This window comes from Telluria sp. AIW5 (assembly GCF_056680575.1).
Map to the genome: position 1 here is coordinate 774438 of NZ_CM155289.1, position 21195 is coordinate 795632.

Genomic DNA, 21195 nt, shown 5'->3' on the forward strand with positions numbered 1-21195 from the left:
ATGAACAATCAAGCCAGCCTGCCGAGGAAAGTCAAAGTTGTCGAAGTCGGTCCGCGCGACGGCCTGCAGAACGAAAAGGAAACGATCAGCGCGGAGGTGAAAATCGAACTGGTCGACCGTCTTTCACGCGCGGGTTTCAGCAACGTGGAAGCGGCCTCCTTCGTCTCGCCGAAATGGGTGCCGCAGATGGCGACCAGCGCCGAGGTGATGGCACGCATCACGCGCCTGCCGGGCACGATCTATTCGGCGCTCACGCCCAACATGCAGGGTTTTGAAGCGGCGCTGGCGAGTAAAGCCGACGAAGTGGTGATCTTCGGTTCGGCGTCGGAAGCCTTCTCGCAAAAGAACATCAACTGCTCGATCGCGGAATCGATCGCGCGCTTCGAGCCAGTCGCGAAAGCGGCCAAGGCGAACGGCCTGCGCCTGCGCGGCAGCATCAGCACGGCGTTTGGCTGCCCCTACCAGGGAGAGGTGCCTTTGGACGCTGTGGCCGACGTGGTGCGGCGCATGCGCGACCTCGGTTGCGACGAGATCGACATCGCCGACACCATCGGCGTGGCGACCGCGCGCAAGACGCAGGAAGTGATGCTGGCGGCCGCCCGCGAATTCCCGCTGCAGCAATTGAGCGGCCATTTCCACGATACCTACGGCCAGGCGCTGGCGAACATCTACGCCAGCCTGGAGGTGGGCGTGCAGATTTTCCACTCGTCGGTGTCGGGCCTGGGCGGCTGCCCGTACGCGAAAGGCGCGACCGGGAATGTGGCGACCGAGGATGTGCTGTACCTGCTGCATGGCCTCGGTATCGAGACCGGGATCGACCTCGACCAGGTGGTCGATGCGGGGCAGTTCATTTCGCAGCAGCTGGGGAGAAAGGGCGCGAGCCGCGCCGGGAATGCGATCGCGGCGAAACGCCTGGGGTGAACCACCGGGACGTCGGCGAATCAAACGCGTAGGGTGGACGGCTCTGCCGTCCACGCGGTGATCGTTAAAGGCTCCGTTGACGCGTTCGATGATCTTGCAGCTAACTATCGACGCGTGGACGGGAAACCCGTCCACCCTACGGAACCACCGCAGCGATTCGGCGTCGCCAACGAAAAAAGCCGACAACTTTCGCTGTCGGCTTTTCTCTTCATACTGGTCGGAGTACAAGGATTCGAACCTTGGACCCCCTGGTCCCAAACCAGGTGCGCTACCGGGCTGCGCTACACTCCGAAGACACGCATCATAGCGGTTGAGATCCAGTTGGTCAAGGTCGGGTTTTCGTTTTTTGGATTTTTCGTGCATCGGGATCGTGAATGGAGAGACTGGCAGCAGTGGGCGGCCTTGCTGTCGAGGCCGGGGCAGACGGGACCAGCCGGCGCATCGCGGCCGCGATCGCGCTCTCGCTGCTCGTGCATGCGCTGGTATTGAGCTTGCAGCGCAGCGAGCCGCAGCGCGCCAGCGCGCAGCCGCCGCGCCCGCTCGCCGTGCGCCTGCGCCCGCCTCCGCCGCCGCCCGCGCCACGCGTCGAGGAAGCGCCGGCGCCGCCAGTCACGCGCACCCCGCGCCCGGTGCGCCGCACGCAGCAACGCCCGCCGCACGCCGTGATCGCGGTCGATCCGGCCCGTGTGCAGAATCAGCCGGAGCCATTTACCGTGCAGCAGGCGCAGGAACCCGCGCCGGAACCGGACACGCCGCGCTTCGACCCCGAGGCCGCGCGCAAGATGGCGCGTTCGCTGGCGAACATGCGCGATCCGTCGAAGGAAGGCACGGCGGTCGGCCAGTTTCCCGACAAACCGCTCGAGACCGAAACCCGCGCCGCGCGGGCGATCGGGGCGGCGAAGCGGAGGGATTGCAAGGATGGCTTGCCGGGCGGCTTATTGGGACCGCTGCTGATCCTGGCGGACAAGAAGGATAGTGGGTGCAAGTGGTAGTAAACGGCCAGGGCCGGTAGTGCACCGTAGGGTGTGCACGCCCACGCGGATAATCAGCCGCAAGATCAGCGAGCCCGAAATCGGAGCCGACGCGTATCACCGCGTGGGCATGCCCATCCTACCCCTTGATCTGCAGCGCCCGCTCATACAGCGCATTCTTCTTGCGCCCGGTAATCTGCGCCGTCAGGTTCGCCGCCTGCTTGACGCTGCATTCGGCCAGCAGAATGTTCAAAATCCGCTCGGCCTCCACATCCTGCGCGTCGGTCTCGACCGTCGCGCCTTCGACCAGCACGACGAATTCGCCGCGCTCGCGGTGCTGGTCCGACTTGACCCAGGCCAGCGCCTCGCCTAATGGGCAGCGGTGGATTTCCTCGAACAATTTCGTCAGCTCGCGCGCAAAGACGACCTGGCGCGTCGGCTCGAACACGCTCATCAAGCCCTCCACGCAATCGACGATCCGGTGCGGCGCCTCATAAATGACGAGGGTCGCCGGTTCGCGCGCCAGTTCCAGCAATGCCGCTTCGCGCTGCTTCGATTTCGCCGGCAAGAAGCCGACAAAGTTGAAACGGTCGTTGACCAGGCCGGAAGCGGACAGCGCCGTCACCGAGGCCGAGGCGCCCGGCAGCGGGATCACGCGCAGGCCCGCGGCACGCACGGCGTCGACGATGCGTGCGCCCGGGTCGGACACGGCCGGCGTACCGGCGTCCGACACCAGGGCCACGCGCTCGCCGGCGCGCAGGCGCGCGACCAGTTTATCGGCCGCTTCGCGCTCATTGTGCTGGTGCGCGGCGACCATCTGCTTGTTCAAGCCGTAACGGGTGAGCAGGGCACCGGTTTTCCGCGTATCCTCACAGGCGACCACGTCGGCCAGCGCCAGCAGGTGCAGCGCGCGCAGCGTGATGTCGGTGGCGTTTCCAATGGGTGTGGCCACCACGTACAATGTTGCTGTAGGATAAGACTGTTGAGCTGCCTCGGCCATCACGGGGAGCTGGGCGATATCGATGGACTGGTTGTCGGTCATGTTGAGGATAGGATGCTCATTAAAAGTCTGAAAGGCGTCATTGCCACCGCCGTTGCCGGCGCGATTGCTGGGCTGGTTGCCGGTTGCGGAAGCACGCCCTTGCCGCCCGATCGGGGTTGCGGCGTACCGGGCGGATTGTGCGCGCCCATCGAACCAAACACAAGTGCGCTCCCGCCTGCGCCGCCGCCGCCGCCGCAGGAACGGCCCGCTTCTGAAACGCGTACCTCGCCGGTGGAAATGTATCCGGGAACGGGCGCGCCGCAGTCGCAGGCCCAGCCCGCGGGCGGCACGGCGCGCATCGCCCTGCTGCTGCCGCTGCAGTCGCCCGGCCTTGGCCAGGCCGCCGAGGCCGTGCGCGCAGGCTTCATGGCCGGCCAGGAACGCGACGGCGCCGGCATCGAAGTCAATGTCATCCCGAGCGGCGAATCTCCCGAATCCACGCTGCAAGCCTATGCCCGCGCGGCCGAACGGAACGACATCATCGTCGGCCCGCTGGCGCGCTCGAGCGTGGCGGCGCTCGTCACCGGCAATGCCGTCACCAGGCCGACGATTGTCCTGAACCATCCGCAGACCGCCGGCCCGCTGCCGCCGCAGGTGCTGGTGCTCGGCTTGTCGCTGGAAGAAGAAGCGCGGCAAGTGGCCGAGTGGGCCGCACAGGAACATCCGACCGGCCGCGCACTGGTGCTGAACAGCAAAGTCGCCTGGCAGCAGCGCGCCGCCGGCGCGTTTGCGGCGCGCTGGACACGGCTGGGCCACAACAACGCCAGTGTCGAACTGCCGATCAACGACGGGTATGTCGATGCGAACGCCCTGTCCGAGCTGCGCTCGCGCCTCGCGATCGACCGTCCCGAACTGGTCTTCGCCGCGCTCGACGCCGGCACCCTGCGCCAGGTGCGCAGTTCGCTCGGCACCTCGCTGCCCACCTATGCGCTTTCGGCGGCCAATCCGGGCCGCTCGCCTGGCCTGTCGGTGCCGGAACTCGATGGCGTGCGCCTGGTCGACCTGCCCTGGACCATCCAGCCGGACCACCCGGCGGTGATGATGTACCCGCGTCCGGTCGACAGCGATTCGCTCGACATGCAGCGCCTGTATGCGCTCGGCATCGATGCCTTCCAGGTAGCGCGCACGCTCGTCCAGCAGCCGGGATCGGACTTCGAGATCGATGGCGTGACCGGGCGCCTGTCGGTACGCCGGAACAATGGCGCCTGGTCGCTGCGGCGCGATGAAGCGGCCGCCGTCTACCGCGACGGCGTCGGTTACGAAGCGGTGGCCAATAAATGAGATGGAACAAGTGAGATGGGCACATCGGGCCTGTCGGAGAAGCAGGCGCAAGGCCGCGACTGGGAGCAAACGGCCCTGCGCTACCTGCGCCGCCACGGCCTGGTCCTGGTCGAAGCCAATTTCACGTGTAAAGGCGGGGAAATCGACCTGATCATGCGCGACGGCGAGTCGCTCGTGTTCGTCGAAGTGCGCCAGCGCGCCGACAAGCGGCATGGCGGGGCCGCCGCCAGCATCACCCCGACTAAAATCCGCAGGCTGATCCGCGCCGCCCAGGTCTACCTGCAGCGCCTGCCCACTGTGCCGCCATGCCGTTTCGACGTCGTCGCCATCGATGGCGACCAGCTCGAGTGGCTACGCGACGCAATTCAAGCGTGACAAGCACCCTGGCAGTTGTAAGCAAACTTTACATTGCTTTGCCGCCCGGACTCCCTACTACACTATAATCGTCGGCTATGAATACTCAACGCATCCTCGCTCACTTCCAGGAGAGCGCCGACCTGAAATTGCAGTCGGCCGCGGCTCTTTCGCTCCCCATCTCGCAGGCGATCGAACTGATGTTCGCCGCCCTGTCCAACGGCAACAAGATCCTGGCCTGCGGTAACGGCGGTTCGGCCGCCGACTGCCAGCACTTCGCCGCCGAACTGGTGGGCCGCTTCGAGCGCGAGCGCTTTCCGCTGCCCGCCATTTCGCTGACCACCGACACCTCGATCCTGACCGCCGTCGCCAACGATTACAGCTACCGCGAGATCTTCTCGAAGCAGGTGCAAGCCTTCGGCCAGGCCGGCGACGTCCTGCTGGCGATCTCGACCTCCGGCAATTCGGCCAACGTGCTGGCCGCCGTCGAAGCCGCGCTCGAGCGCGAAATGCGCGTGGTCGCCTTCACCGGCAAGGACGGCGGCGCGCTGGCGAAATTGCTGACCGACGCCGACGTCCACATCAACGTGCCGCACAACCGTACCGCGCGCATCCAGGAAGTCCACCTGGTGGCGATTCACGCTATTTGCGACGGCATCGACGTCGCGCTTTTCGGAGGAGACGAGAATGAATAAACCCGGCCTGAACGGTTCCCTGGCAAAAGCCGTCCTGTGTGCAGCCCTGATCGGCTCGCTGCAGGGCTGCGTACCGCTGGTCATCGGCGGCGCCGCGATGGGTGCGGCCGCCAGCATGGACCGCCGCACCCTGGGCGCGCAGACCGAGGACAAGTCGATCACCGTGAAGGCCGAGGTGCAGGTGCCGAAGCTGGTCGGCGACGCCGGCCACGTGAACATCGCCAGCTATAACCGCAAGGTGCTGCTGACCGGCGAAGTGCGCGACGAAGCGATGAAGGCGGCAGTCGAGCGTGAAGTGCGCGGCATCGAGAATGTCGTTACCGTCATCAACGAACTGGTCGTCTCCGGGCCGTCGAGCTATACCTCGCGCTCGTCGGACGCCATCATCACCGGCAACGTCAAGGGCAGCCTGGTCGAAATGAAAACGATCTCGGCCACCTCGTTCAAGGTCGTCACCGAGCGCGGCACCGTCTACCTGATGGGCCGCGTGACCCAGCGCGAAGGCGATCTCGCCGCGAACATCGCCAAGAGCGTCTCGGGCGTGCAAAAAGTGGTCAAGATCTTCGAGTACCTCAGCGAAGAAGAACTGCGCGCGCAGTATCCGAAGACCTCGTCGGTCGCCCTGTAATCCCGGCGGGGCCCCGGTCCCGCTGTTCCTTTTGCCTGCGCCATGACCGCACCTCGCCGTTCCTGGATCAAACCCGCCGCCATCGGCGCCCTCGTGCTCGCGCTGGCGGGTATCGGCTACACGACCCTGGCGCATGGCGAAAAGGCGCCCGACGTCACCTTCATCAGCATCGCCGGCGACAAGGTCAGTACGGCGAACCTGCGCGGCAAGGTCGTGATGGTCAATTTTTGGGCAACCTCGTGCACGACCTGCGTCCACGAGATGCCGGCCATGGTCGACACCTATAACAAGTTCAAGGGGCAAGGCCTGGAATTCGTCGCCGTGGCCATGCAATACGACCCGCCGAACTACGTCGTCAATTTCACCGAGACGCGCAAACTTCCCTTCATCGTCGCCCTCGACTCGGGCGGGGATATCGCCAAGTCCTTTGGCGACGTGACCATGACCCCCACCACCTTCGTCATCGGCAAGGATGGCAGCATCCTCAAGCGCTATGTCGGCGAACCCGATTTTGCATCCCTGCACGCCCTGCTGCAAAAGGCGCTGACCGCCGGTTAGGCCTGTTTGCAGCCGTACTCGCCTTGCCGCGCTGGCGGTCTGTCATTACACTGGCTTGCAGGCATGGCAGCCTCCGGCGAGCGGCACGAATGCTACAGCACGCCTGACTTAGCTCAAGTCCGCGTCGCCGGAACGGGCCAAGCTTGATGCATTCGCTGGCCACCAGGACAAGGCCATGCGCGCAAAGGAGATGCGATGGGTCATCTATTTCGTCGGATGGGCATAGTCGCCGCGCTGCTCGCGCTGGCCGCCTGCGCCGGGCCGCGGCCGCAGGCGGTTGCGGTGCTGCATTACCAGCATGTCGCGAACGCCCACGAAATCCGTTTCACGAATCCGATTCCGCTGTCGGCGGCGCTGTACCGCGTCGGTTATCTGTCGCCCGTCGATTCGCAGGGTTTCTGGGCCATCTTCGTGCTGTGCAATATCGACGTCAACGAACGCGCGCAGCGCGGTTTTCACTACAGCGTGAATAATTTTCGCGTCAGCCACGAAGGGAAAGAGTTCGGCGGCCTGCCGCCCTATTCCCTGCGCTACCAGGGCCAGGTCGACCTGAACAATGGAGGCGACACCATGCCGATCCTCGACGCCATCGCCGCCGAAATCCAGGAAGGACCGCCCGAGCAGATTTTTCACAGCGGCTTCTATCCCGACCTGAACTACCGCTTCGCCATCTTCGTGCCGAAGGCGCTTGCCAACTACACGGGCGAGCAATTGACGCTCACCTATCAAGGCCAGCCGGCTATCCTGGTCGGCAACGGCAAATCGCCGTCGGACCTGCATGCCGTCGGCGGGACCGCGGCGGGCGTAGCGGCAGCCTGCGTGCCACCACCCTAAGAGCGTGTGAAAAAATCGCCATGGCAGCGTTGCATCGTCTCGCCGTACCCTCGTACTGTCTTCGACGACGCGCCTTGCCCTGACGATTTTTTCACACGCTCCAAGCGTTCAGCTCACTTGGGGTACAGGATCATTTGCGTGCAGCGGAACAGGGCAATCGTCTTGCCGTTGGCCTTGTCCGTCACTTTTACATCCCACACCTGGGTCGTGCGTCCCATGTGCACGACGCTCGCCACCGCCACGATCGCTCCTTCGCGCGCGGTGCTGAAATGGTTCGATTTCAGTTCGATCGTCGTAAAACTCTGCGCGCCTTCGGGCAGGTTGGCAACGCAGGCATAGCCGGCCGCAGTGTCGGCCAGGGTCACCACGCCGCCCGCGTGCAGGTAGCCGTTCGGCGCCAGGTGATGCGGCTTGATCGGCAATTGCGCGGTGAGGGTCTGGTGGCCGAGTTCGACGATCTCGATGCCGAGGTAGCCGGGCAGCTTGCCGATGCCGCGCTCGTTGAAACTTTCCAGGGTGTGTTGGTTACTCATCTTCGGTTTATTCGTTGTGGATTGGGTATCGTACACCGGGCGCCCAACGGTTGCCGGCTACCGCCAATAACCACTGCGGCTCGGCCGACGGTCGTAGCGTGGGCACTCGTGCCCACGGGAAGGCGGCAATGTGTTTGCGGAATTAAGGCCGCGGAGTCATCATTCCGACGGGTATCGAATAGCGCACCACAGCATCCAAACATGGGCAACACCGTGCAAAGTTCCGCGTGGGCACGGAGCGCCCACCCTACGCCCTGCGCTTCGGTTTTGTGGTACTCCCACCCTGCCGCTTGCGCGTGGCCGCATTCTGCTGCTGCAGCAACGAATCGACCCGCTCCGACGCCTCGCGCGCCAGTTGCTGGGCTTCCTCGATGCTGGGGAAGAAATCCGGCGCCCGATACCCGAGCCAGGCGTAAGCCGAATACATGCGGCAGGTGTCTTCCACTTCCTGCAGGTTTTTCCACTGCAGCCCGTCCGGATGCGGCGTGAGGCGCGAAATCTTCTTCTTTGCCAGCGACAGGGCCCAGTGTTCCCAGGCGCTTTGCAGCATCGGCACCCGGCTCGAAATCGGCACCAGAGAGAGCATGAATTTTTCGGCCACCGACAAGTCGAGGGTGTCGAGCCACTCGGCGCGTTCGTTCTGGTCTTCCGTGATGCGCGGATAGAAAAAGCCGTCCGGCACGTCGATGTTGTGCACGAAGCGGCGCAGCAGTTTTACCAGCGACGTTTCTCCCGTCACCGACGAGATTCGGTGCAATTGTTCGAGCGAGGGAGCCACGGCAAAGCCGCTGGCCGGCACCGGCGGGATTTTCTCTTTCATCAGGGCGCGCATGACTTCGTGCGTGTCGTCGTCATAGCCGGCCACAAAACCTTCTTCGTGCACGCCGAAGCGGCCCGCGCGGCCGGCGATCTGCTTGGCCAGCGCCGCCGAGATCTCTTCCTCCTCGACCCCGTTGTATTTGACGGCGGTCGTCATCACGATGCGCGCGATCGGCATGTTCAGGCCCATGGCCAGCGCATCGGTGCCGACCACGATGTCGGCCTGCCCTTCCCTGAAACGTTCGGCCTGGGCGCGGCGCACTTCCGGCGACAGGTTGCCGTAGACGGTCGCCACCGATAAACCCTTCTCGGTGATCATGTCGCGCCACATCAGCACGTCCCGCCGGGAAAAGGCGATGACGGCGTCGCCACGGCGCAGGTTCGACAGTTTGCGCACCGGCCCCGGCTCCATCGCCAGCGGCGCCATGCGCTTTAATATGTGCACCTCGAGCGGCACTTCCAGGCGCTCGGCCAGCGCCTCGATCGCGCGCCGCGCTTCGGGCGCGCCGACCAGGTACACGGTGGACGCCGGCGCGCCGCAGACGGCGGCGGTCCAGGCGGCGCCGCGGTCGCGGTCGGCCAGCATCTGGATCTCGTCGATCACGGCGACCTCGATCGGCGTTCGGCTGTCCAGCATCTCGACGGTGCTGGCCACGTGGGTGCTGCCTTCGGCGATGCGCCGTTCCTCGCCCGTGATCAGGCTCACTTTGATCGGCTCGCCAAGGGGGCGCGCCGCCTGCAGGCGTTCGTAGTTTTCCAGCGCCAGCAAACGCAGCGGGGCGAGATAAGCGCCGCTGCCCGCTTTCGCCAGCGCTTCCATCGCGCGGTGGGTTTTACCGGAATTCGTGGGGCCGAGCAGCGCGATAAACTTTCTCTGCATGCGGCTGGCCACCTCGAAGGATTCCGGGTATTCGGCGAGGTTGATGCTTTCCTTGGTGCGCGCGGCATGCCGCTCTTCCTGGTCGCGCTCGATCGCGTGCTCGACGCGCTGGCGGATGCGCTCGAACACGTAGTCGGCCGGCTCCGAGGTTTCCAGCTCATCCAGCACGCCGAGGAAGGCGCGCGGATCGAAGCCGGCGTCGTCGGCCTGCTCGGCGATGTCGCGCACGAACTCCTCGGCATCGAGCTGCAGTTCGGCCAGGGCCTTGTCGCCGGTGCGCTCCTCGATCAGTTCACGGCGCGCGATCAGGTCCAGCTTGCGCCATTTGCTCGGCTTGGCCAGCACGCCGCGCGTCGGCACCAGCGCGTAGGGCACGCGCAGGCCCTCGTAGCGCACTTCTCCGGAAAAGCGCAGGAAGACCCGCCCTTCCATTTTCACGAGTTCGATGCCGCGCTCGGCGAGGCCCAGTTCGCGTTCGAGGAAAGCGTCCTCGTCGCCCGTATCGTTGTCGGAAGCGTCGTAGCGTGGATGGCTCATGTGTGTGAAGATGATGTCTGGTTGCCATCACTATAGCGCGGATGGCAAACGCGCCCTGTTCCAGTGCGGCTCACTGGATACCGCACGGTCGACATACGGCCGGCACTGGGGCGCCGTTCCACGCGGGCATGCCCGCCCTACGGTGCGCCAGCGTCGTCATTGTTGCTCGAGACCGCTGTGTAAGGTAGGGCAGGCATGCCCGCGCGTCGGCCTCAAGAACAAAGGCCGCTCCGATGTGAATCGAAGCGGCCTTCTTCACTGAACGGCATTTGCCTCCGCGGAGGCCGTTCCTGTTTGCGCCGACGGGCTTGGGCGCTTACGCCGCCACGCCCGCGTTGTGCGCCTGCTGGTCCGCGTGGTACGAGGAACGCACCATCGCGCCGACCGCCGCGTGGACAAAACCCATCTCGTAGGCGGCTTCCTCGAATTTTTTGAACTGGTCCGGGTGCACGTAGCGGCGCACCGGCAGGTGCGAGTTCGACGGCGCCAGGTACTGGCCGATGGTCAGCATCTCGACGTTGTGCTCGCGCATGTCGCGCATCACCTGCAGGATCTCTTCATCGGTTTCGCCGAGGCCGACCATGATGCCGGACTTCGTGACCGCGTTCGGATACAGCGCTTTAAAATCGCGCAGGAGTTCCAGCGAGTGCTTGTAGTCGGCGCCCGGACGGGCTTCCTTGTACAGGCGCGGCACGGTTTCCAGGTTGTGGTTCATCACGTCCGGCAAGCCGTCGGCGAAGATCGCCAGCGCCTTGGCCAGGCGGCCGCGGAAGTCGGGCACCAGCACTTCGATCTTGGTGTTCGGCGACAGGGCGCGCGTCTTGCTGATGCAGTCGACGAAGTGGCCGGCGCCGCCGTCCCTCAGGTCGTCGCGGTCAACCGAGGTGATCACGACATACGACAGGCGCAGGTCGGAGATGGTCTTGGCCAGGTTGCCCGGCTCGTTGACGTCGAGCGGGTCCGGGCGGCCGTGGCCGACGTCGCAGAACGGGCAGCGGCGCGTGCACTTGTCGCCCATGATCATGAAGGTCGCGGTGCCCTTGCCGAAGCATTCGCCGATGTTCGGGCAGCTCGCTTCTTCGCACACGGTGACCAGGTTGTTCGCGCGCAGGATGTCCTTGATCTCGTAGAAGCGCGAGGAAGCAGTGGCTGCTTTCACGCGGATCCAGTCCGGCTTTTTCAGGCGCTCGCCATCGGCGATCGGCACGATCTTGATCGGGATGCGCGAAGTTTTATTGGCACCCTTTTGCTTGTCGGTGGCGTTGTAGGCGGGATTCAGACCGGTATCGGTGTCGGTAGTCATGTCGCTCTAGCCCAGGCGGGCTTCAGTTGGTTTGTTCGGTTCGGAGGTCGAGGCCAGGTGGCGCACGAGGGCTTGCGCCAATGCGTCCTGCACGTCCGGCAGCGGCGCCTCGACGCCCATGGTGCGCATGTCGACGGTGGAGAGGCCGGCATAGCCGCAGGGGTTAATCCACGAAAACGGAGATAAATCCATCGCCACGTTCAGCGAGACCCCGTGATAAGTGCAGCCATTGCCGCGCACTTTCAATCCAAGCGCGGCAATCTTCGCGCCGCGGCGCGGGCCGTCAGCAATATAAATGCCGGGCGCGCCGGCAACGCGTTCACCGCCGAGATTATACGCCGCCAGCACGTCGATGACCGCCTGTTCGATTTTTTCCACAAACTGCCGGGCATACAGCTTGCCGCCCGGTTTGTTGCGTCGTAAATCCATCAGCAGGTAAATGACGACCTGGCCGGGACCATGATAGGTCACTTCTCCGCCGCGGTCGGTCTGCACCACGGGAATGGCGTGGGCCGGCACGCCGGGGCCGGCCAGCACGTGGCCGCGGTCGGCACCCAGGCCGAGCGTGAAGACGGGCGGATGCTCGACGATCCAGAGTTCGTCCGGCGTGTCGGGCGTGCGGGCGTCGGTAAACGCGCGCATCGCGGCAAACACGGGTTCGTAGTCGGCGCGGCCCAGGTCGCGGATGAGCGGACTGGCGGGGCGGGTGGGGTGCATGGGATCCGGTCGGAAGGTGGACAGCCCCGTCATTATATGCCAGTGCCGACGGCCTTGCCCGGCCGCCCCCAGCCTTTGCCGGCCGGAAAAAGCATTACATGACGATCTTGACCATCGGGTGAGCCGACAGCGCGCGGTACAGGTCGTCGAGCTGGGCGCGGCTGGTGGCGCGCACGGTGCAGGTCAGGCCCGTGTAGTTGCCCTGGCCGGAAGGACGCACTTCCATGCGGCCATGGTGGAAGGTCGGGTCGAAGCCGGTGACCACCTCGACGATCGTGGTGGAGAAGGCCTCGTGCGTCGGGCCCATCACCTTGATCGGGAAGTCGCTCGGGTATTCAATGAGGGATTCTTTGGGGTCCATGATGGCTCCTGTGCAAAACGCCATTGTAGCTAATGCGCGCCCGCGGCGTGAGTGGCGGCAGCAAAGACCGCGACGGTGCCCCCTTGTGCTGGAGCACCGCCCCCCCGTCAACGCTCCATCTGGCGTTCCCCGCTCCGCTCGCGGTGGTGCGGATTGTCACGGTGCGGCGCCGGCTGCGCGGCGGGCTGGGGGGCGGCCGCCGCGGGGGCGGGGGTCGGCATGGCGCGTTGCGGCGGCGGCGCGACTGCCGTGACGTTTGGCCGCGCCATCTGGGCTTGCGCTTGAGCCTGTGCTTGAGCCTGGGCCTGGGCCTGGGCTTGCGCCTGTGCCAGGGCTTGAGCGTGCGCCCGCGCGGCAGCAGCTTCGACCGCTCCCGCCATCGCGCCACGGTGTTCGAACGGTTGCGCCGCTGGCTGCGGCTGCGGTTGCGGCTGCGGTTGCGGTTGCGCCTGCGCCGCGTCGCGGCGTTGCTGGAACCCACGCTGGCGCCGGCCCTCCTCGAAGGCTTCGCGACCCTCGCGGCCCTCGCGGCCGTCGCGTCCACGCCAGTCGCGCTGCGCGTTCGGCGCCGGCGCCGGCGCGGTCGTGATCACGCCGGGCTGGCGCACGAAGCCGGCCTGGGGCGGAGCCTGCACCACGGGCGGCGCCGTCGTCACCGTTGCCGGCTGCGCCTGCGCGGCGGGTGCCGGCGCGGCAGGGCGCTCATCGCGTCCTGCCTGGCGGCCATCGCGGCGCCAGGCATCCCGGGGGGAGCCATCGCGGGGGGAACCGTCATTATCGCGCCTGCCGTCCGGGCGGCCATCGCCATCCCGGTCGCGCCGTTCCCAATTGCCGCCGTCGGCGCGGCGCTGGTCGCCCTGGCTACGCTCGCGCCAGCTACGTGGCACCGGCGGCTGGGCCGCGGGCGCGCCCTGCCAGTTCGCCGGCGGTTTTAGCCGCGGGTCGTGCGTGACCACGACTTCGCCGCGCTGGCCGAAGCGGTCCTGCGGCACCACGGTCAGGCCGCGCTGGCGGTAATCCGGCGTGCCGTCATGGCGGCCGTCATGCCTGCCATCGCGCCTGCCGTCATGGCGGCCATCGTGCGCGTTCAGGCGCCTTAAATGATTGTCCGACACGCGGTAGCCGGGCACGAAGCGGTCGTAGGGCGACAATGGATACCAGCCCTGCGCCACCGACGAGCCGGCATTGATGCTCCAGCCGGCGCCGCCGACCCAGCCGACCAGGGCCGGCGCCCAGACCGGGTGGCGCTCCAGCCGTCCCGGCGCCCAGGCCCAGCGGTTGCCCAGCTGGACCCAGCGGCCATAGTGGAAGGGTGCATAGCCCCAGGGCGCGTTGTCGACCCAGGTCCAGCCCCAGGGGGCGATCCAGGTCCAGCGGCCGTCGCGGTAGGGCACCCAGCTCGAGGCGACCGCGGGCAACCACACGCTGCCGTATTCGCTGTCTTCGCGCCAGCTGCCGTAGCGGTCGAGGTCTTCATAGCCGGTCACCTCGTCCGGCACGTAGCGGGTGGCGCGCACGGCGTCGGTGGCGCGGTCGCGCACCAGCGCCCAGTCGTCGAAGGCATCGCGCGTCGCCTGCGTCATGCGTAGTTCAATGCCCTGAATCTCGGCGCTGCGTCCGCTGCGCACGGTGAGCCTTTCGCCGCCGCCTTCGACCACGGCGACGCCGTCGAACACGCGGATGCTGCTGGTGTCGCGCACCCGCTCGGCGTCGACCCGCACACGTCCCGGCTGCTGGAGCAGCACGCGCGCCTGCGGCGTGGTGATCTCGAAACCGCCCGCCACTTCCGCGCTGACGACGCGCACGCTGGCGCTGCCGTAGTGAAGGCGCAGGCGCAGCTTGTCGTCGTCGAGCTGCACGACTTCCAGCGCGCTGTCGCCGTCGAGGCGGATCGCGGTCGAGCCGATCCGCAGTTCGGTGCGCGCGCCGGGCGCGGTGGAGATGGTCTGGTTCGAGGTGACCGGCCAGTTCACCAGCGCGGTATTGGCGGCATCGCCGGCGCTGCTGATGCTGACTTGCCCTTGCGTCAGGGCGACGCGGCCGACGCGCGCCGGGGGATCGTCGTCCGCCAGCGCCAGGGTGGAACAGACCGCCAGCGCCAGCAGCGTTGCGGACTTCAATAAACGGAAGGTCATCATGGACTCCTGGCGGTGGGAACGGAATGCGTCGACCTGATTACACCGCAAGCGGGGAGGCCACGCCAATCGGAATTACAGACGGTTGCAAATGCTGCACAACCGAAACACAGCGTCACTTCAGGCGCTGCGCTTTACAAAAAACAGCATCGAACCGACCACCACCAGCACCGCGCCAAAAAAGCGGTTCTGGATACGCATCGCGCGCGGATCGCGGAACAGTCTCTGCATCGAGGAGGCCAGCGACGCATAGCCGTGCATGACGAGGCTGTCGATGGTGACCATCGTGACGCCCAAAATGAACAGTTGCGGCAGCAGCGGGGCATCTTTCGAAATGAATTGCGGCAGCACCGCGACCATGAAGATGATGCCCTTCGGATTGGTGGCATTCGTCAGGAAGCCGGTCAGCACGCGCTTGCCGAAAGGCGGGTGGGCGGCGAGGCCGGCGCTGCTGGCCAGCGGACCGGACGCGTCCTTCGAGCGCCACTGCGAGACGCCCAGATAAATCAGGTAGAGCGCGCCGACCACTTTCACGACGAAAAACGCGGTGGGCGAGGCGAGCAGCAGGGAGCCGACGCCGGCGCCGGCGATCGCCAGCACCAGGATCAGGCCGCATTGCAGGCCGAGCACGGTGGCGCTGGCCTTTTTGACGCCATAGGCGAGGCCGTGCGACATCGACAGCACGGCGCCGGACCCGGGAGAAATGGCAATCACGGTGCCGGCGATGACGAAGGCGATCCAGGTGGCGAAAGGCATGGGGAAACTCGGGAAACGGGAAGACGAAAAACGGGAAGAGGCCGGATGGCGCGCGGCGGCGCCATGCCGGATGCCCAGGGGGCGGTCTGGTTTACTTCTTGCGCGGGTTGACTGCCGACTTCAGGGTAGCGCCAGCCGAAAAACGTGGCGTCTTCGACGCGCCGATCTTGATGACTTCGCCCGTTGCCGGGTTGCGGCCCTTGCGCGCTGCGCGCTTGGTCACCGAGAAGGTGCCGAAGCCGGTGATGCCGACCGTGTCGCCTTTTTTCAGACGCTCGGTGATGATCTCGAGGATCGTGTTGACCGCGCTGTTGGCCGCGGTACCGGACATTTCGGTACGCTTGGCAAATTCCGCGATCAGTTCGCCTTTTTTCATGGTGCCTCCGGGGGTTAAAGAGCGGAAAGAGTAGCACAAATGTTTGCCATCTGTAACTTTCTCGCTGCCCAACAACCCGCTGTGGCGCCGCTGCCCGGTTTTCCGGGCATTTCAAGGCGCGCCCGTCAGAGCAGGCCCGGTTCGACGCCGGCCGCTGCCAGGCGGGTGCGCAGTGCGGCGTTGATCAGGGTCTGGTAGCCGGTACCGCAACGCTCGGACAGGTTGCGGAATTCGTCGAGCACCTCGTCGTCGAGGTAGATCGTGATGCGGGTCTTGCGTTTCGGCGGGCGCGTGCGGCGTATCGGGGTGGCGGTCTTGCTTGTGCTGGTGCTGGTGCTGGTGGTCGGTGTCATCTCAGGTCTCCGTCGGCGAGGCGAGGCTGGCGTACCGCAAGCCTTCGATACTGACTATACGTATGTCCAGTCCGCCGGTCCGGCGAAAGCGACGAGTTGCAGTTTTCCGGGCCTGAAGCGCAATTTCCCGCGCTGAACCGTGTGCCTGCGCTTCCCGGTGCTCGGTTAAGATGCTGCCACATTGATAATTTCGGGAGTGGTCCATGGCTGCAGGCAGTTTGCTCGCATTACTCGACGACATCGCCAGCGTCCTCGACGACGTGACGCTGATGAGCAAGGTGGCGGCCAAGAAAACGGCCGGCGTGCTCGGCGACGATCTCGCGCTCAATGCGCAGCAGGTGTCCGGCGTGCATGCGGAGCGCGAACTGCCGGTGGTCTGGGCCGTGTGCAAGGGCTCGCTGGTGAACAAGGCGATCCTGGTGCCTGCTGCCCTGCTGATCTCGGCCTTCGTTCCCTGGCTGATCGTTCCGCTCCTGATGCTCGGCGGCGCCTTCCTCTGCTTCGAGGGTTTTGAAAAACTGGCCCATAAATTCCTGCACAGCCCGGAAGAAGACGCGGCCAACGAGGAACGCCTGGCCAACGCCCTGGCCGACGACAAGGTCGACCTGTGCGAAGTCGAGAAGGACAAAATCAAGGGCGCGATCCGCACCGATTTCATTTTGTCGGCCGAGATCATCGTCATTGCGCTGGGCACTGTGTCCGCGATGCCCTTCCTGCAGCAATTGTCGGTGCTGGTGATCATCGCGCTGGTGATGACGCTCGGCGTGTATGGCCTGGTGGCCGGCATCGTGAAAATCGACGACGCCGGCCTGTATTTAAGCAAGAAGTCGGGCGCCTTCGCGCGCGGCCTGGGACGCTTCCTGCTCGCCGCCGCGCCGCGCCTGATGAAACTGCTGACCGTGCTCGGCACGATCGCCATGTTCATGGTCGGCGGCGGCATCATCGGCCACAACTGGGCGCCGCTGCACCATTTCGCCGAATCCGCCGCCGAGCGCATGGGAGACGTGCCGGTCGTCGGCAGCCTGCTGCACGCGATCACGCCGACCGTCATCGACGCCCTGGCCGGCGTACTGGTCGGCGCGCTGGTGCTGCTGGCGGTGACGATCGTAAACAAGCTGCGCGGCAAGAAGGCGACGGCCGCGGCCCACTAGCAGGAGGATGGCGCCGGCCGGCGCCGGAACGACGCGCCCCGAGCGATTCCGGGCGCGTTTTTTATTGGCTCAGCCGCCCGCGACGAAATTCTCGCGGCGCCCGGCCGCCACCGCATCGCGCACGGCCCAGGCCAGCGACAGCACGGACATGCACGTCAGCACCCAGCTGGCCCAGCCGTAATCGACCCGCACCAGCCCCGTCCGACCGGTATGCCACCACGCCAGCGCATACGCGACCAGGGTGATCAGGACCCCGAGGTTGATGAACAGCAGCAAGTGCAGGACGCGCTCGGGCACCGGCAGGATGCGCGTATCTCCCTCCACGATGACGTCGCGCGCCGAGACGATTACCTCGCCCAGCAACAGTGCGGCGATCCACCAGACCCAGGCCCCATGCCACTCGTTCCAGGCCAGCGATGCAAACACGCAGGCGAAGATCGCTTCGCGCGCGGCATGCAGCGACTCTTCGCGCGTGGCGTCGCCGCGCCCGGGCAGTTTCGCCAGCAGCTCGTGGTTGACGACGATGTCGAGAAAGCCCAGCACGCCGTGCAACAGCAGGACGTAGACATAGGGCGGCATGTTTTTGCTGCCTGCTCTAGACTAGTCCCGGAACCTAATCCCGGCGCAGTACGATAGCGCCCAGCGCCAGCCCCACGGCAAAGGCGGCATACACACCGGCCAGCGATTTTTTCGACAGGCGCTTTTCGTAACCGGGTTTCAGGCGCTGGGGGGTGAGCTGGTAGTCGGCGAAGCAGGCAAGCGCCGAGGTGGCGGCGGAGGCGGCCAGCGTCACCCGCAAATCCCTGTGGTCGAGTTTTTCTCCGGCCAGCTTTTCGAACAGCACCGACCAGAAGGTGGCGCTGAGGTGGTGGATGGCGTAGCCGGTGAGCGTGTATTTCAGCGAAAAGCCATCGTGGCCGGCCGCTTCGTCGCCCCAGATCCAGTGGCTGACGGCATTCGTCGGCGCGTAGGCACTGCCGGCCTCGGCGCGCCCGAGCAGGGCCAGCGCGGCGGTCGAGACGATGCTGGAAGCGGCGCCGCCGACCAGGCCGCGTTGCATGGATGTCGTCCAATCTGCCATATTGATAACCTCGTATCGGTGATCGGTGATCGGTGAAAGGAATTGCATGCGGATCTTGCTCACGGGCGCCAGCGGCTTCATCGGACAGCATCTGGTGCAGGCGCTGCTGGCCGACGGCCACCAGGTCGTGTGCGCGGTGCGCCACCCCGCCACGAGCGCCGATCCGCGCCTGAGCTACGTGCACGCTGACTTCGCCAACGATACCGACAAATCCGTTTGGCTGGCGCGCCTTAATGGGGCCGGTGCCGGGGTCGAGGCCGTGATCAATGCGGTCGGCATTTTCCGCGAATCGGGACTCCAGACCTTCGAGCGCCTGCATACGCTCAGCCCGCGCGCCCTGTTCGCCGCCTGCGCCGAATCCGATGACGTGCACATGGTGATCCAGGTATCGGCCCTGGGCGCCGACGACAAAGCGGACACGGCGTATCACTTGTCGAAAAAGGCGGCCGACGACTATCTCGCCACGCTGCCGCTGCGCGCGTACATCGTCCAGCCTTCTCTGGTCTACGGCAAGGAAGGCGCCAGCGCGGCCGTTTTCAAGACGCTGGCCAGCATGCCTTTGTCCGTGCGCTTCGGCAGCGGCCCGCAACTGGTGCAGCCGGTGCATATCGACGACGTGGTGGCCGCGATCATCGGCCTGCTGCGCCGGCGCCTGCCGCTCGCGCCCGGCGAACCGGCGCGGCGCGTGCCGCTGGTCGGGCCCGAAGCGCTGTCGTTCACCGATTACCTGGGACGCCTGCGCAGCGCGATGGGGCAGGGACGCCAGCTGGTCCTGACGCTGCCCGGTGGGCTGGCGCGCCTGCTGGCGAAGGCGGGGCGCTGGCTGCCGGGGGCCTTGCTCGACGAAGACGCGCTGCGCATGCTGGAGCGTGGCAACACGGGCGACGTGGCCCCCATCACGCAGCTGCTGGGCCGCGCGCCGACGCCGATCGCCGCTTTTATTACCGACCCGCGCGCCGAGCGCACGCTGGCCAAGCTCGGCTGGCTGCTGCCGATCCTGCGCTGGAGCATCGTCGCGGTCTGGATCGCCACGGCGCTCGTGTCCTTCGGCCTGTATCCGGTGCAGGCCAGTTACGATTTACTGGCGCGCAGCGGCATTCCGCCCTCCCTGCAGCCGCTGATGCTGTACGGGGCCGCGAGTTTCGACCTGCTGCTCGGGCTGGGGATCGCGTTCCTGCCGCGGCGGCGCTGGTTGTGGCGCGCACAACTGGCGCTGATCGGTTTTTACACGGTCGTGATAGCGTTCAAACTGCCTGAATTCCTTCTGCACCCCTACGGTCCGCTGACCAAGAACCTGCCCATGCTGGCCGCCATCTGGCTGTTGTACGAACTCGAGGACAAGTAAACATGGATTACGTCGTCGTGAAATGGCTGCACATCCTGTCGTCGACCTTCCTGTTCGGCACCGGCATCGGTTCGGCCTGGTACATGCTGTTCGCCAACATCAGCCGCGACGTGCGCGCCATCGCCGTGGTCAGCCGCAATGTCGTGATTGCCGACTGGATTTTTACCGCCACCACCGCCGTGATCCAGCCGGCCACCGGCTTTTATATGATCCACCTGGCCGGCTACCCCTTGCACAGCAAGTGGATCATGTGGTCGGTCGCCTTGTACGTGCTGGCCGGCGCCTGCTGGCTGCCCGTGGTCTGGATCCAGATGCGCCTGCGCGACCTGGCGGCCGAAGCGGCGCGTACCAATACGCCATTGCCGCCGCTGTACTGGCGTTACTTCAAGACCTGGTTCGCGCTGGGCGTGCCGGCCTTTGGCGCCTTTGTCGTGATCTTCTGGCTGATGGTGGCCAAGCCGGTGTAAGCGCCGCCAAGCGGAACCGGGCGGCGCGCCGGTCGCAGTAGAATGGACCGCATCCACTCTACCTACGGAGTACACGATGCGGGCTTACCAGATTCTGCCGGGCGATAACATCGACGGCTTGCAGTGCGTGAACTTTCCCGAGCGCGAACTGGCCAACGGCGAAGTGCGGGTGCGCGTGCATGCGGTGTCGCTGAATTACCGCGACCTGATGGTTGCCAGCGGCAATTATCTGGTGAATGTGGATAACCCCATCATTCCCTGCTCGGATGGCGCCGGCGAAGTGCTGGCGGTCGGCCATGGCGTCACGCGCCTGCAGGTCGGCGACCGCGTCGCCGCTTCCTTCTTTCCCTACTGGCAGGACGGGCGTACCTCGGCCACCAAAATCCGCCATGCGCTGGGCGGCGATATCGACGGCATGCTGGCCGAGGAAGTCGTGCTGCACGAAGAGTCCCTGGTGAGAATTCCGCCGCAGCTGAGCTATGTGGAAGCGTCGACCATGCCCTGCGCCGGCGTCACCGCCTGGAACGCGATGTTCGAGTCGAGCAACGGCATCAAGCCGGGCGATACGGTGCTGCTGCTGGGCACCGGCGGCGTCTCGGTGCTCGGCCTGCAGCTGGCGAAAGCGGCGGGACTGCGCTCCATCATCACCTCGTCCAGCGACGACAAACTGCAGCGCGCCCGCGAACTGGGCGCCCACCATACGATCAACTATCGCACCACGCCGGAGTGGCAGGAAGAAGTCTTGCGCGCGACGCATGGCGCGGGTGCCGACGTGGTGCTGGAAGTGGGCGGGCAGGGGACGGTCAACCGCTCGGTGGCATCCTGCGCGATGGGCGGCAGCGTCGCCATCATCGGCGGCGTCAGCGGCTTCGGCGGTGTAGTCAATCCGGCAACTTTACTGGGCGGCGCCAAGCGCATCGTCGGCATTTTCGTCGGCAGCCGGAGCATGCTGGAACAGGTGATGCGCTTTGTCGCCACCAGCGACATCAAGCCGGTGGTCGACCGCGTGTTCGGGTTCGACGAAGCGAAGGAAGCCTACCGTTACATGGAATCGGGCTCGCACTTCGGCAAAGTCGTGATTTCCGTCACCGGCTGAG

Annotated in this window: 24 protein-coding genes and 1 tRNA gene; 12 read left to right on the top strand and 13 right to left on the bottom strand. The window is 65.8% G+C overall.

Annotated features, from left to right (window positions below; genetic code table 11):
• A complete protein-coding gene (locus AC1MEM_RS03355; protein ID WP_499475303.1) occupies nucleotides 1–921 on the top strand; it encodes a hydroxymethylglutaryl-CoA lyase in 921 nt (306 codons plus the stop codon).
• 214 nt (nucleotides 922–1135) lie between these two features.
• Here AC1MEM_RS03355 and AC1MEM_RS03360 read toward each other — a convergent pair.
• Nucleotides 1136–1212, bottom strand: a tRNA-Pro gene (locus AC1MEM_RS03360).
• An 83-nt stretch (nucleotides 1213–1295) separates the two neighbouring features.
• Between AC1MEM_RS03360 and AC1MEM_RS03365 the strand changes: the two genes are divergently transcribed.
• Nucleotides 1296–1913: a hypothetical protein gene (locus AC1MEM_RS03365; RefSeq protein ID WP_499475305.1), complete on the top strand. Its 618-nt coding sequence runs from the start codon at nucleotides 1296–1298 to the stop codon at nucleotides 1911–1913.
• Nucleotides 1914–2031: 118 nt separating this feature from the next.
• Here AC1MEM_RS03365 and rsmI read toward each other — a convergent pair whose 3' ends face one another.
• Nucleotides 2032–2934 carry a 16S rRNA (cytidine(1402)-2'-O)-methyltransferase gene (gene rsmI, locus AC1MEM_RS03370; RefSeq protein ID WP_499475306.1) on the bottom strand — a complete coding sequence of 301 codons (903 nt, stop codon included), beginning with the start codon at nucleotides 2932–2934 and terminating at the stop codon, nucleotides 2032–2034.
• 12 nt (nucleotides 2935–2946) lie between these two features.
• On the opposite strand from rsmI, the gene AC1MEM_RS03375 reads away from it, so the two are divergent.
• From AC1MEM_RS03375 to AC1MEM_RS03400, 6 genes are all read left to right on the top strand, one after another.
• Nucleotides 2947–4215 carry a penicillin-binding protein activator gene (locus AC1MEM_RS03375; protein WP_499475308.1) on the top strand — a complete coding sequence of 423 codons (1269 nt, stop codon included), beginning with the start codon at nucleotides 2947–2949 and terminating at the stop codon, nucleotides 4213–4215.
• Nucleotides 4216–4230: 15 nt separating this feature from the next.
• Nucleotides 4231–4590, top strand: coding sequence for a YraN family protein (locus AC1MEM_RS03380; RefSeq protein ID WP_499475309.1), 360 nt, complete (start codon nucleotides 4231–4233; stop codon nucleotides 4588–4590).
• 77 nt (nucleotides 4591–4667) lie between these two features.
• Nucleotides 4668–5264, top strand: a complete 597-nt coding sequence (locus tag AC1MEM_RS03385; RefSeq protein WP_499475310.1) for a phosphoheptose isomerase — start codon at nucleotides 4668–4670, stop codon at nucleotides 5262–5264.
• On the top strand, nucleotides 5257–5892 hold the full coding sequence (locus tag AC1MEM_RS03390; protein ID WP_499475311.1) for a BON domain-containing protein: 636 nt from the start codon (nucleotides 5257–5259) through the stop codon (nucleotides 5890–5892). Before AC1MEM_RS03385 ends, AC1MEM_RS03390 begins: the two co-directional genes overlap by 8 nt.
• 42 nt (nucleotides 5893–5934) lie before the next feature.
• Nucleotides 5935–6450, top strand: a complete 516-nt coding sequence (locus tag AC1MEM_RS03395) for a peroxiredoxin family protein (RefSeq protein ID WP_499475312.1) — start codon at nucleotides 5935–5937, stop codon at nucleotides 6448–6450.
• Nucleotides 6451–6645: 195 nt separating this feature from the next.
• Nucleotides 6646–7284 (top strand): hypothetical protein, encoded by a 639-nt coding sequence (locus AC1MEM_RS03400; RefSeq protein ID WP_499475313.1) that lies wholly within the window; start codon nucleotides 6646–6648, stop codon nucleotides 7282–7284.
• Between the two features lie 113 nt (nucleotides 7285–7397).
• Here AC1MEM_RS03400 and AC1MEM_RS03405 read toward each other — a convergent pair whose 3' ends face one another.
• The 9 genes from AC1MEM_RS03405 to AC1MEM_RS03445 form a co-directional block, all read right to left on the bottom strand.
• On the bottom strand, nucleotides 7398–7817 hold the full coding sequence (locus AC1MEM_RS03405; RefSeq protein WP_499475315.1) for a PaaI family thioesterase: 420 nt from the start codon (nucleotides 7815–7817) through the stop codon (nucleotides 7398–7400).
• A gap of 247 nt (nucleotides 7818–8064) precedes the next feature.
• A complete protein-coding gene (locus tag AC1MEM_RS03410) occupies nucleotides 8065–10053 on the bottom strand; it encodes a helicase-related protein (RefSeq protein WP_499475317.1) in 1989 nt (662 codons plus the stop codon).
• A gap of 316 nt (nucleotides 10054–10369) precedes the next feature.
• Entirely contained in the window at nucleotides 10370–11356 is a 987-nt protein-coding gene (lipA, locus tag AC1MEM_RS03415) for a lipoyl synthase (RefSeq protein WP_499475319.1), read from the bottom strand.
• A gap of 6 nt (nucleotides 11357–11362) precedes the next feature.
• A complete protein-coding gene (lipB, locus tag AC1MEM_RS03420; protein ID WP_499475321.1) occupies nucleotides 11363–12073 on the bottom strand; it encodes a lipoyl(octanoyl) transferase LipB in 711 nt (236 codons plus the stop codon).
• 94 nt (nucleotides 12074–12167) lie between these two features.
• Nucleotides 12168–12434, bottom strand: coding sequence for a DUF493 family protein (locus AC1MEM_RS03425; protein ID WP_499475323.1), 267 nt, complete (start codon nucleotides 12432–12434; stop codon nucleotides 12168–12170).
• A 107-nt stretch (nucleotides 12435–12541) separates the two neighbouring features.
• Nucleotides 12542–14572, bottom strand: coding sequence for a DUF6600 domain-containing protein (locus AC1MEM_RS03430; RefSeq protein WP_499475325.1), 2031 nt, complete (start codon nucleotides 14570–14572; stop codon nucleotides 12542–12544).
• A 117-nt stretch (nucleotides 14573–14689) separates the two neighbouring features.
• A complete protein-coding gene (locus AC1MEM_RS03435) occupies nucleotides 14690–15325 on the bottom strand; it encodes a LysE family transporter (RefSeq protein WP_499475327.1) in 636 nt (211 codons plus the stop codon).
• A gap of 91 nt (nucleotides 15326–15416) precedes the next feature.
• Nucleotides 15417–15701 carry an HU family DNA-binding protein gene (locus AC1MEM_RS03440; protein WP_499475329.1) on the bottom strand — a complete coding sequence of 95 codons (285 nt, stop codon included), beginning with the start codon at nucleotides 15699–15701 and terminating at the stop codon, nucleotides 15417–15419.
• 125 nt (nucleotides 15702–15826) lie between these two features.
• Nucleotides 15827–16054 (bottom strand): BrnA antitoxin family protein, encoded by a 228-nt coding sequence (locus AC1MEM_RS03445; RefSeq protein ID WP_499475331.1) that lies wholly within the window; start codon nucleotides 16052–16054, stop codon nucleotides 15827–15829.
• Between the two features lie 203 nt (nucleotides 16055–16257).
• Here AC1MEM_RS03445 and AC1MEM_RS03450 point away from each other — a divergent pair, with 203 nt between their 5' ends.
• Complete coding sequence (locus tag AC1MEM_RS03450; protein ID WP_499475333.1) at nucleotides 16258–17205, top strand: DUF808 domain-containing protein; 948 nt, start codon at nucleotides 16258–16260, stop codon at nucleotides 17203–17205.
• Nucleotides 17206–17274: 69 nt separating this feature from the next.
• Here the strand turns inward: AC1MEM_RS03450 and AC1MEM_RS03455 are convergent, their stop codons facing one another.
• Nucleotides 17275–17784: a hypothetical protein gene (locus tag AC1MEM_RS03455; protein WP_499475335.1), complete on the bottom strand. Its 510-nt coding sequence runs from the start codon at nucleotides 17782–17784 to the stop codon at nucleotides 17275–17277.
• A 34-nt stretch (nucleotides 17785–17818) separates the two neighbouring features.
• Nucleotides 17819–18265 carry a hypothetical protein gene (locus AC1MEM_RS03460; RefSeq protein WP_499475337.1) on the bottom strand — a complete coding sequence of 149 codons (447 nt, stop codon included), beginning with the start codon at nucleotides 18263–18265 and terminating at the stop codon, nucleotides 17819–17821.
• A gap of 67 nt (nucleotides 18266–18332) precedes the next feature.
• On the opposite strand from AC1MEM_RS03460, the gene AC1MEM_RS03465 reads away from it, so the two are divergent.
• The 3 genes from AC1MEM_RS03465 to AC1MEM_RS03475 all read left to right on the top strand — a co-directional run bounded on the left by AC1MEM_RS03465 (nucleotide 18333) and on the right by AC1MEM_RS03475 (nucleotide 21194).
• Entirely contained in the window at nucleotides 18333–19631 is a 1299-nt protein-coding gene (locus AC1MEM_RS03465; protein ID WP_499475339.1) for an SDR family oxidoreductase, read from the top strand.
• A gap of 2 nt (nucleotides 19632–19633) precedes the next feature.
• Nucleotides 19634–20098, top strand: a complete 465-nt coding sequence (locus tag AC1MEM_RS03470; protein ID WP_499475341.1) for a DUF2269 family protein — start codon at nucleotides 19634–19636, stop codon at nucleotides 20096–20098.
• Between the two features lie 76 nt (nucleotides 20099–20174).
• Nucleotides 20175–21194: a zinc-dependent alcohol dehydrogenase family protein gene (locus tag AC1MEM_RS03475; protein WP_499475343.1), complete on the top strand. Its 1020-nt coding sequence runs from the start codon at nucleotides 20175–20177 to the stop codon at nucleotides 21192–21194.
• Nucleotide 21195 lies beyond the last annotated feature (1 nt).

Excerpts from the sequence above, each read along its gene's own strand:
- AC1MEM_RS03355 (WP_499475303.1), top strand. The coding sequence starts at position 1 with ATGAACAATCAAGCCAGCCTGCCGAGGAAAGTCAAAGTTGTCGAAGTC.
- AC1MEM_RS03365 (WP_499475305.1), top strand. The coding sequence starts at position 1,296 with ATGGAGAGACTGGCAGCAGTGGGCGGCCTTGCTGTCGAGGCCGGGGCA.
- rsmI (WP_499475306.1), bottom strand. The coding sequence starts at position 2,934 with ATGACCGACAACCAGTCCATCGATATCGCCCAGCTCCCCGTGATGGCC.
- AC1MEM_RS03375 (WP_499475308.1), top strand. The coding sequence starts at position 2,947 with ATGCTCATTAAAAGTCTGAAAGGCGTCATTGCCACCGCCGTTGCCGGC.
- AC1MEM_RS03380 (WP_499475309.1), top strand. The coding sequence starts at position 4,231 with ATGGGCACATCGGGCCTGTCGGAGAAGCAGGCGCAAGGCCGCGACTGG.
- AC1MEM_RS03385 (WP_499475310.1), top strand. The coding sequence starts at position 4,668 with ATGAATACTCAACGCATCCTCGCTCACTTCCAGGAGAGCGCCGACCTG.
- AC1MEM_RS03390 (WP_499475311.1), top strand. The coding sequence starts at position 5,257 with ATGAATAAACCCGGCCTGAACGGTTCCCTGGCAAAAGCCGTCCTGTGT.
- AC1MEM_RS03395 (WP_499475312.1), top strand. The coding sequence starts at position 5,935 with ATGACCGCACCTCGCCGTTCCTGGATCAAACCCGCCGCCATCGGCGCC.
- AC1MEM_RS03400 (WP_499475313.1), top strand. The coding sequence starts at position 6,646 with ATGGGTCATCTATTTCGTCGGATGGGCATAGTCGCCGCGCTGCTCGCG.
- AC1MEM_RS03405 (WP_499475315.1), bottom strand. The coding sequence starts at position 7,817 with ATGAGTAACCAACACACCCTGGAAAGTTTCAACGAGCGCGGCATCGGC.
- AC1MEM_RS03410 (WP_499475317.1), bottom strand. The coding sequence starts at position 10,053 with ATGAGCCATCCACGCTACGACGCTTCCGACAACGATACGGGCGACGAG.
- lipA (WP_499475319.1), bottom strand. The coding sequence starts at position 11,356 with ATGACTACCGACACCGATACCGGTCTGAATCCCGCCTACAACGCCACC.
- lipB (WP_499475321.1), bottom strand. The coding sequence starts at position 12,073 with ATGCACCCCACCCGCCCCGCCAGTCCGCTCATCCGCGACCTGGGCCGC.
- AC1MEM_RS03425 (WP_499475323.1), bottom strand. The coding sequence starts at position 12,434 with ATGGACCCCAAAGAATCCCTCATTGAATACCCGAGCGACTTCCCGATC.
- AC1MEM_RS03430 (WP_499475325.1), bottom strand. The coding sequence starts at position 14,572 with ATGATGACCTTCCGTTTATTGAAGTCCGCAACGCTGCTGGCGCTGGCG.
- AC1MEM_RS03435 (WP_499475327.1), bottom strand. The coding sequence starts at position 15,325 with ATGCCTTTCGCCACCTGGATCGCCTTCGTCATCGCCGGCACCGTGATT.
- AC1MEM_RS03440 (WP_499475329.1), bottom strand. The coding sequence starts at position 15,701 with ATGAAAAAAGGCGAACTGATCGCGGAATTTGCCAAGCGTACCGAAATG.
- AC1MEM_RS03445 (WP_499475331.1), bottom strand. The coding sequence starts at position 16,054 with ATGACACCGACCACCAGCACCAGCACCAGCACAAGCAAGACCGCCACC.
- AC1MEM_RS03450 (WP_499475333.1), top strand. The coding sequence starts at position 16,258 with ATGGCTGCAGGCAGTTTGCTCGCATTACTCGACGACATCGCCAGCGTC.
- AC1MEM_RS03455 (WP_499475335.1), bottom strand. The coding sequence starts at position 17,784 with ATGCCGCCCTATGTCTACGTCCTGCTGTTGCACGGCGTGCTGGGCTTT.
- AC1MEM_RS03460 (WP_499475337.1), bottom strand. The coding sequence starts at position 18,265 with ATGCAACGCGGCCTGGTCGGCGGCGCCGCTTCCAGCATCGTCTCGACC.
- AC1MEM_RS03465 (WP_499475339.1), top strand. The coding sequence starts at position 18,333 with ATGCGGATCTTGCTCACGGGCGCCAGCGGCTTCATCGGACAGCATCTG.
- AC1MEM_RS03470 (WP_499475341.1), top strand. The coding sequence starts at position 19,634 with ATGGATTACGTCGTCGTGAAATGGCTGCACATCCTGTCGTCGACCTTC.
- AC1MEM_RS03475 (WP_499475343.1), top strand. The coding sequence starts at position 20,175 with ATGCGGGCTTACCAGATTCTGCCGGGCGATAACATCGACGGCTTGCAG.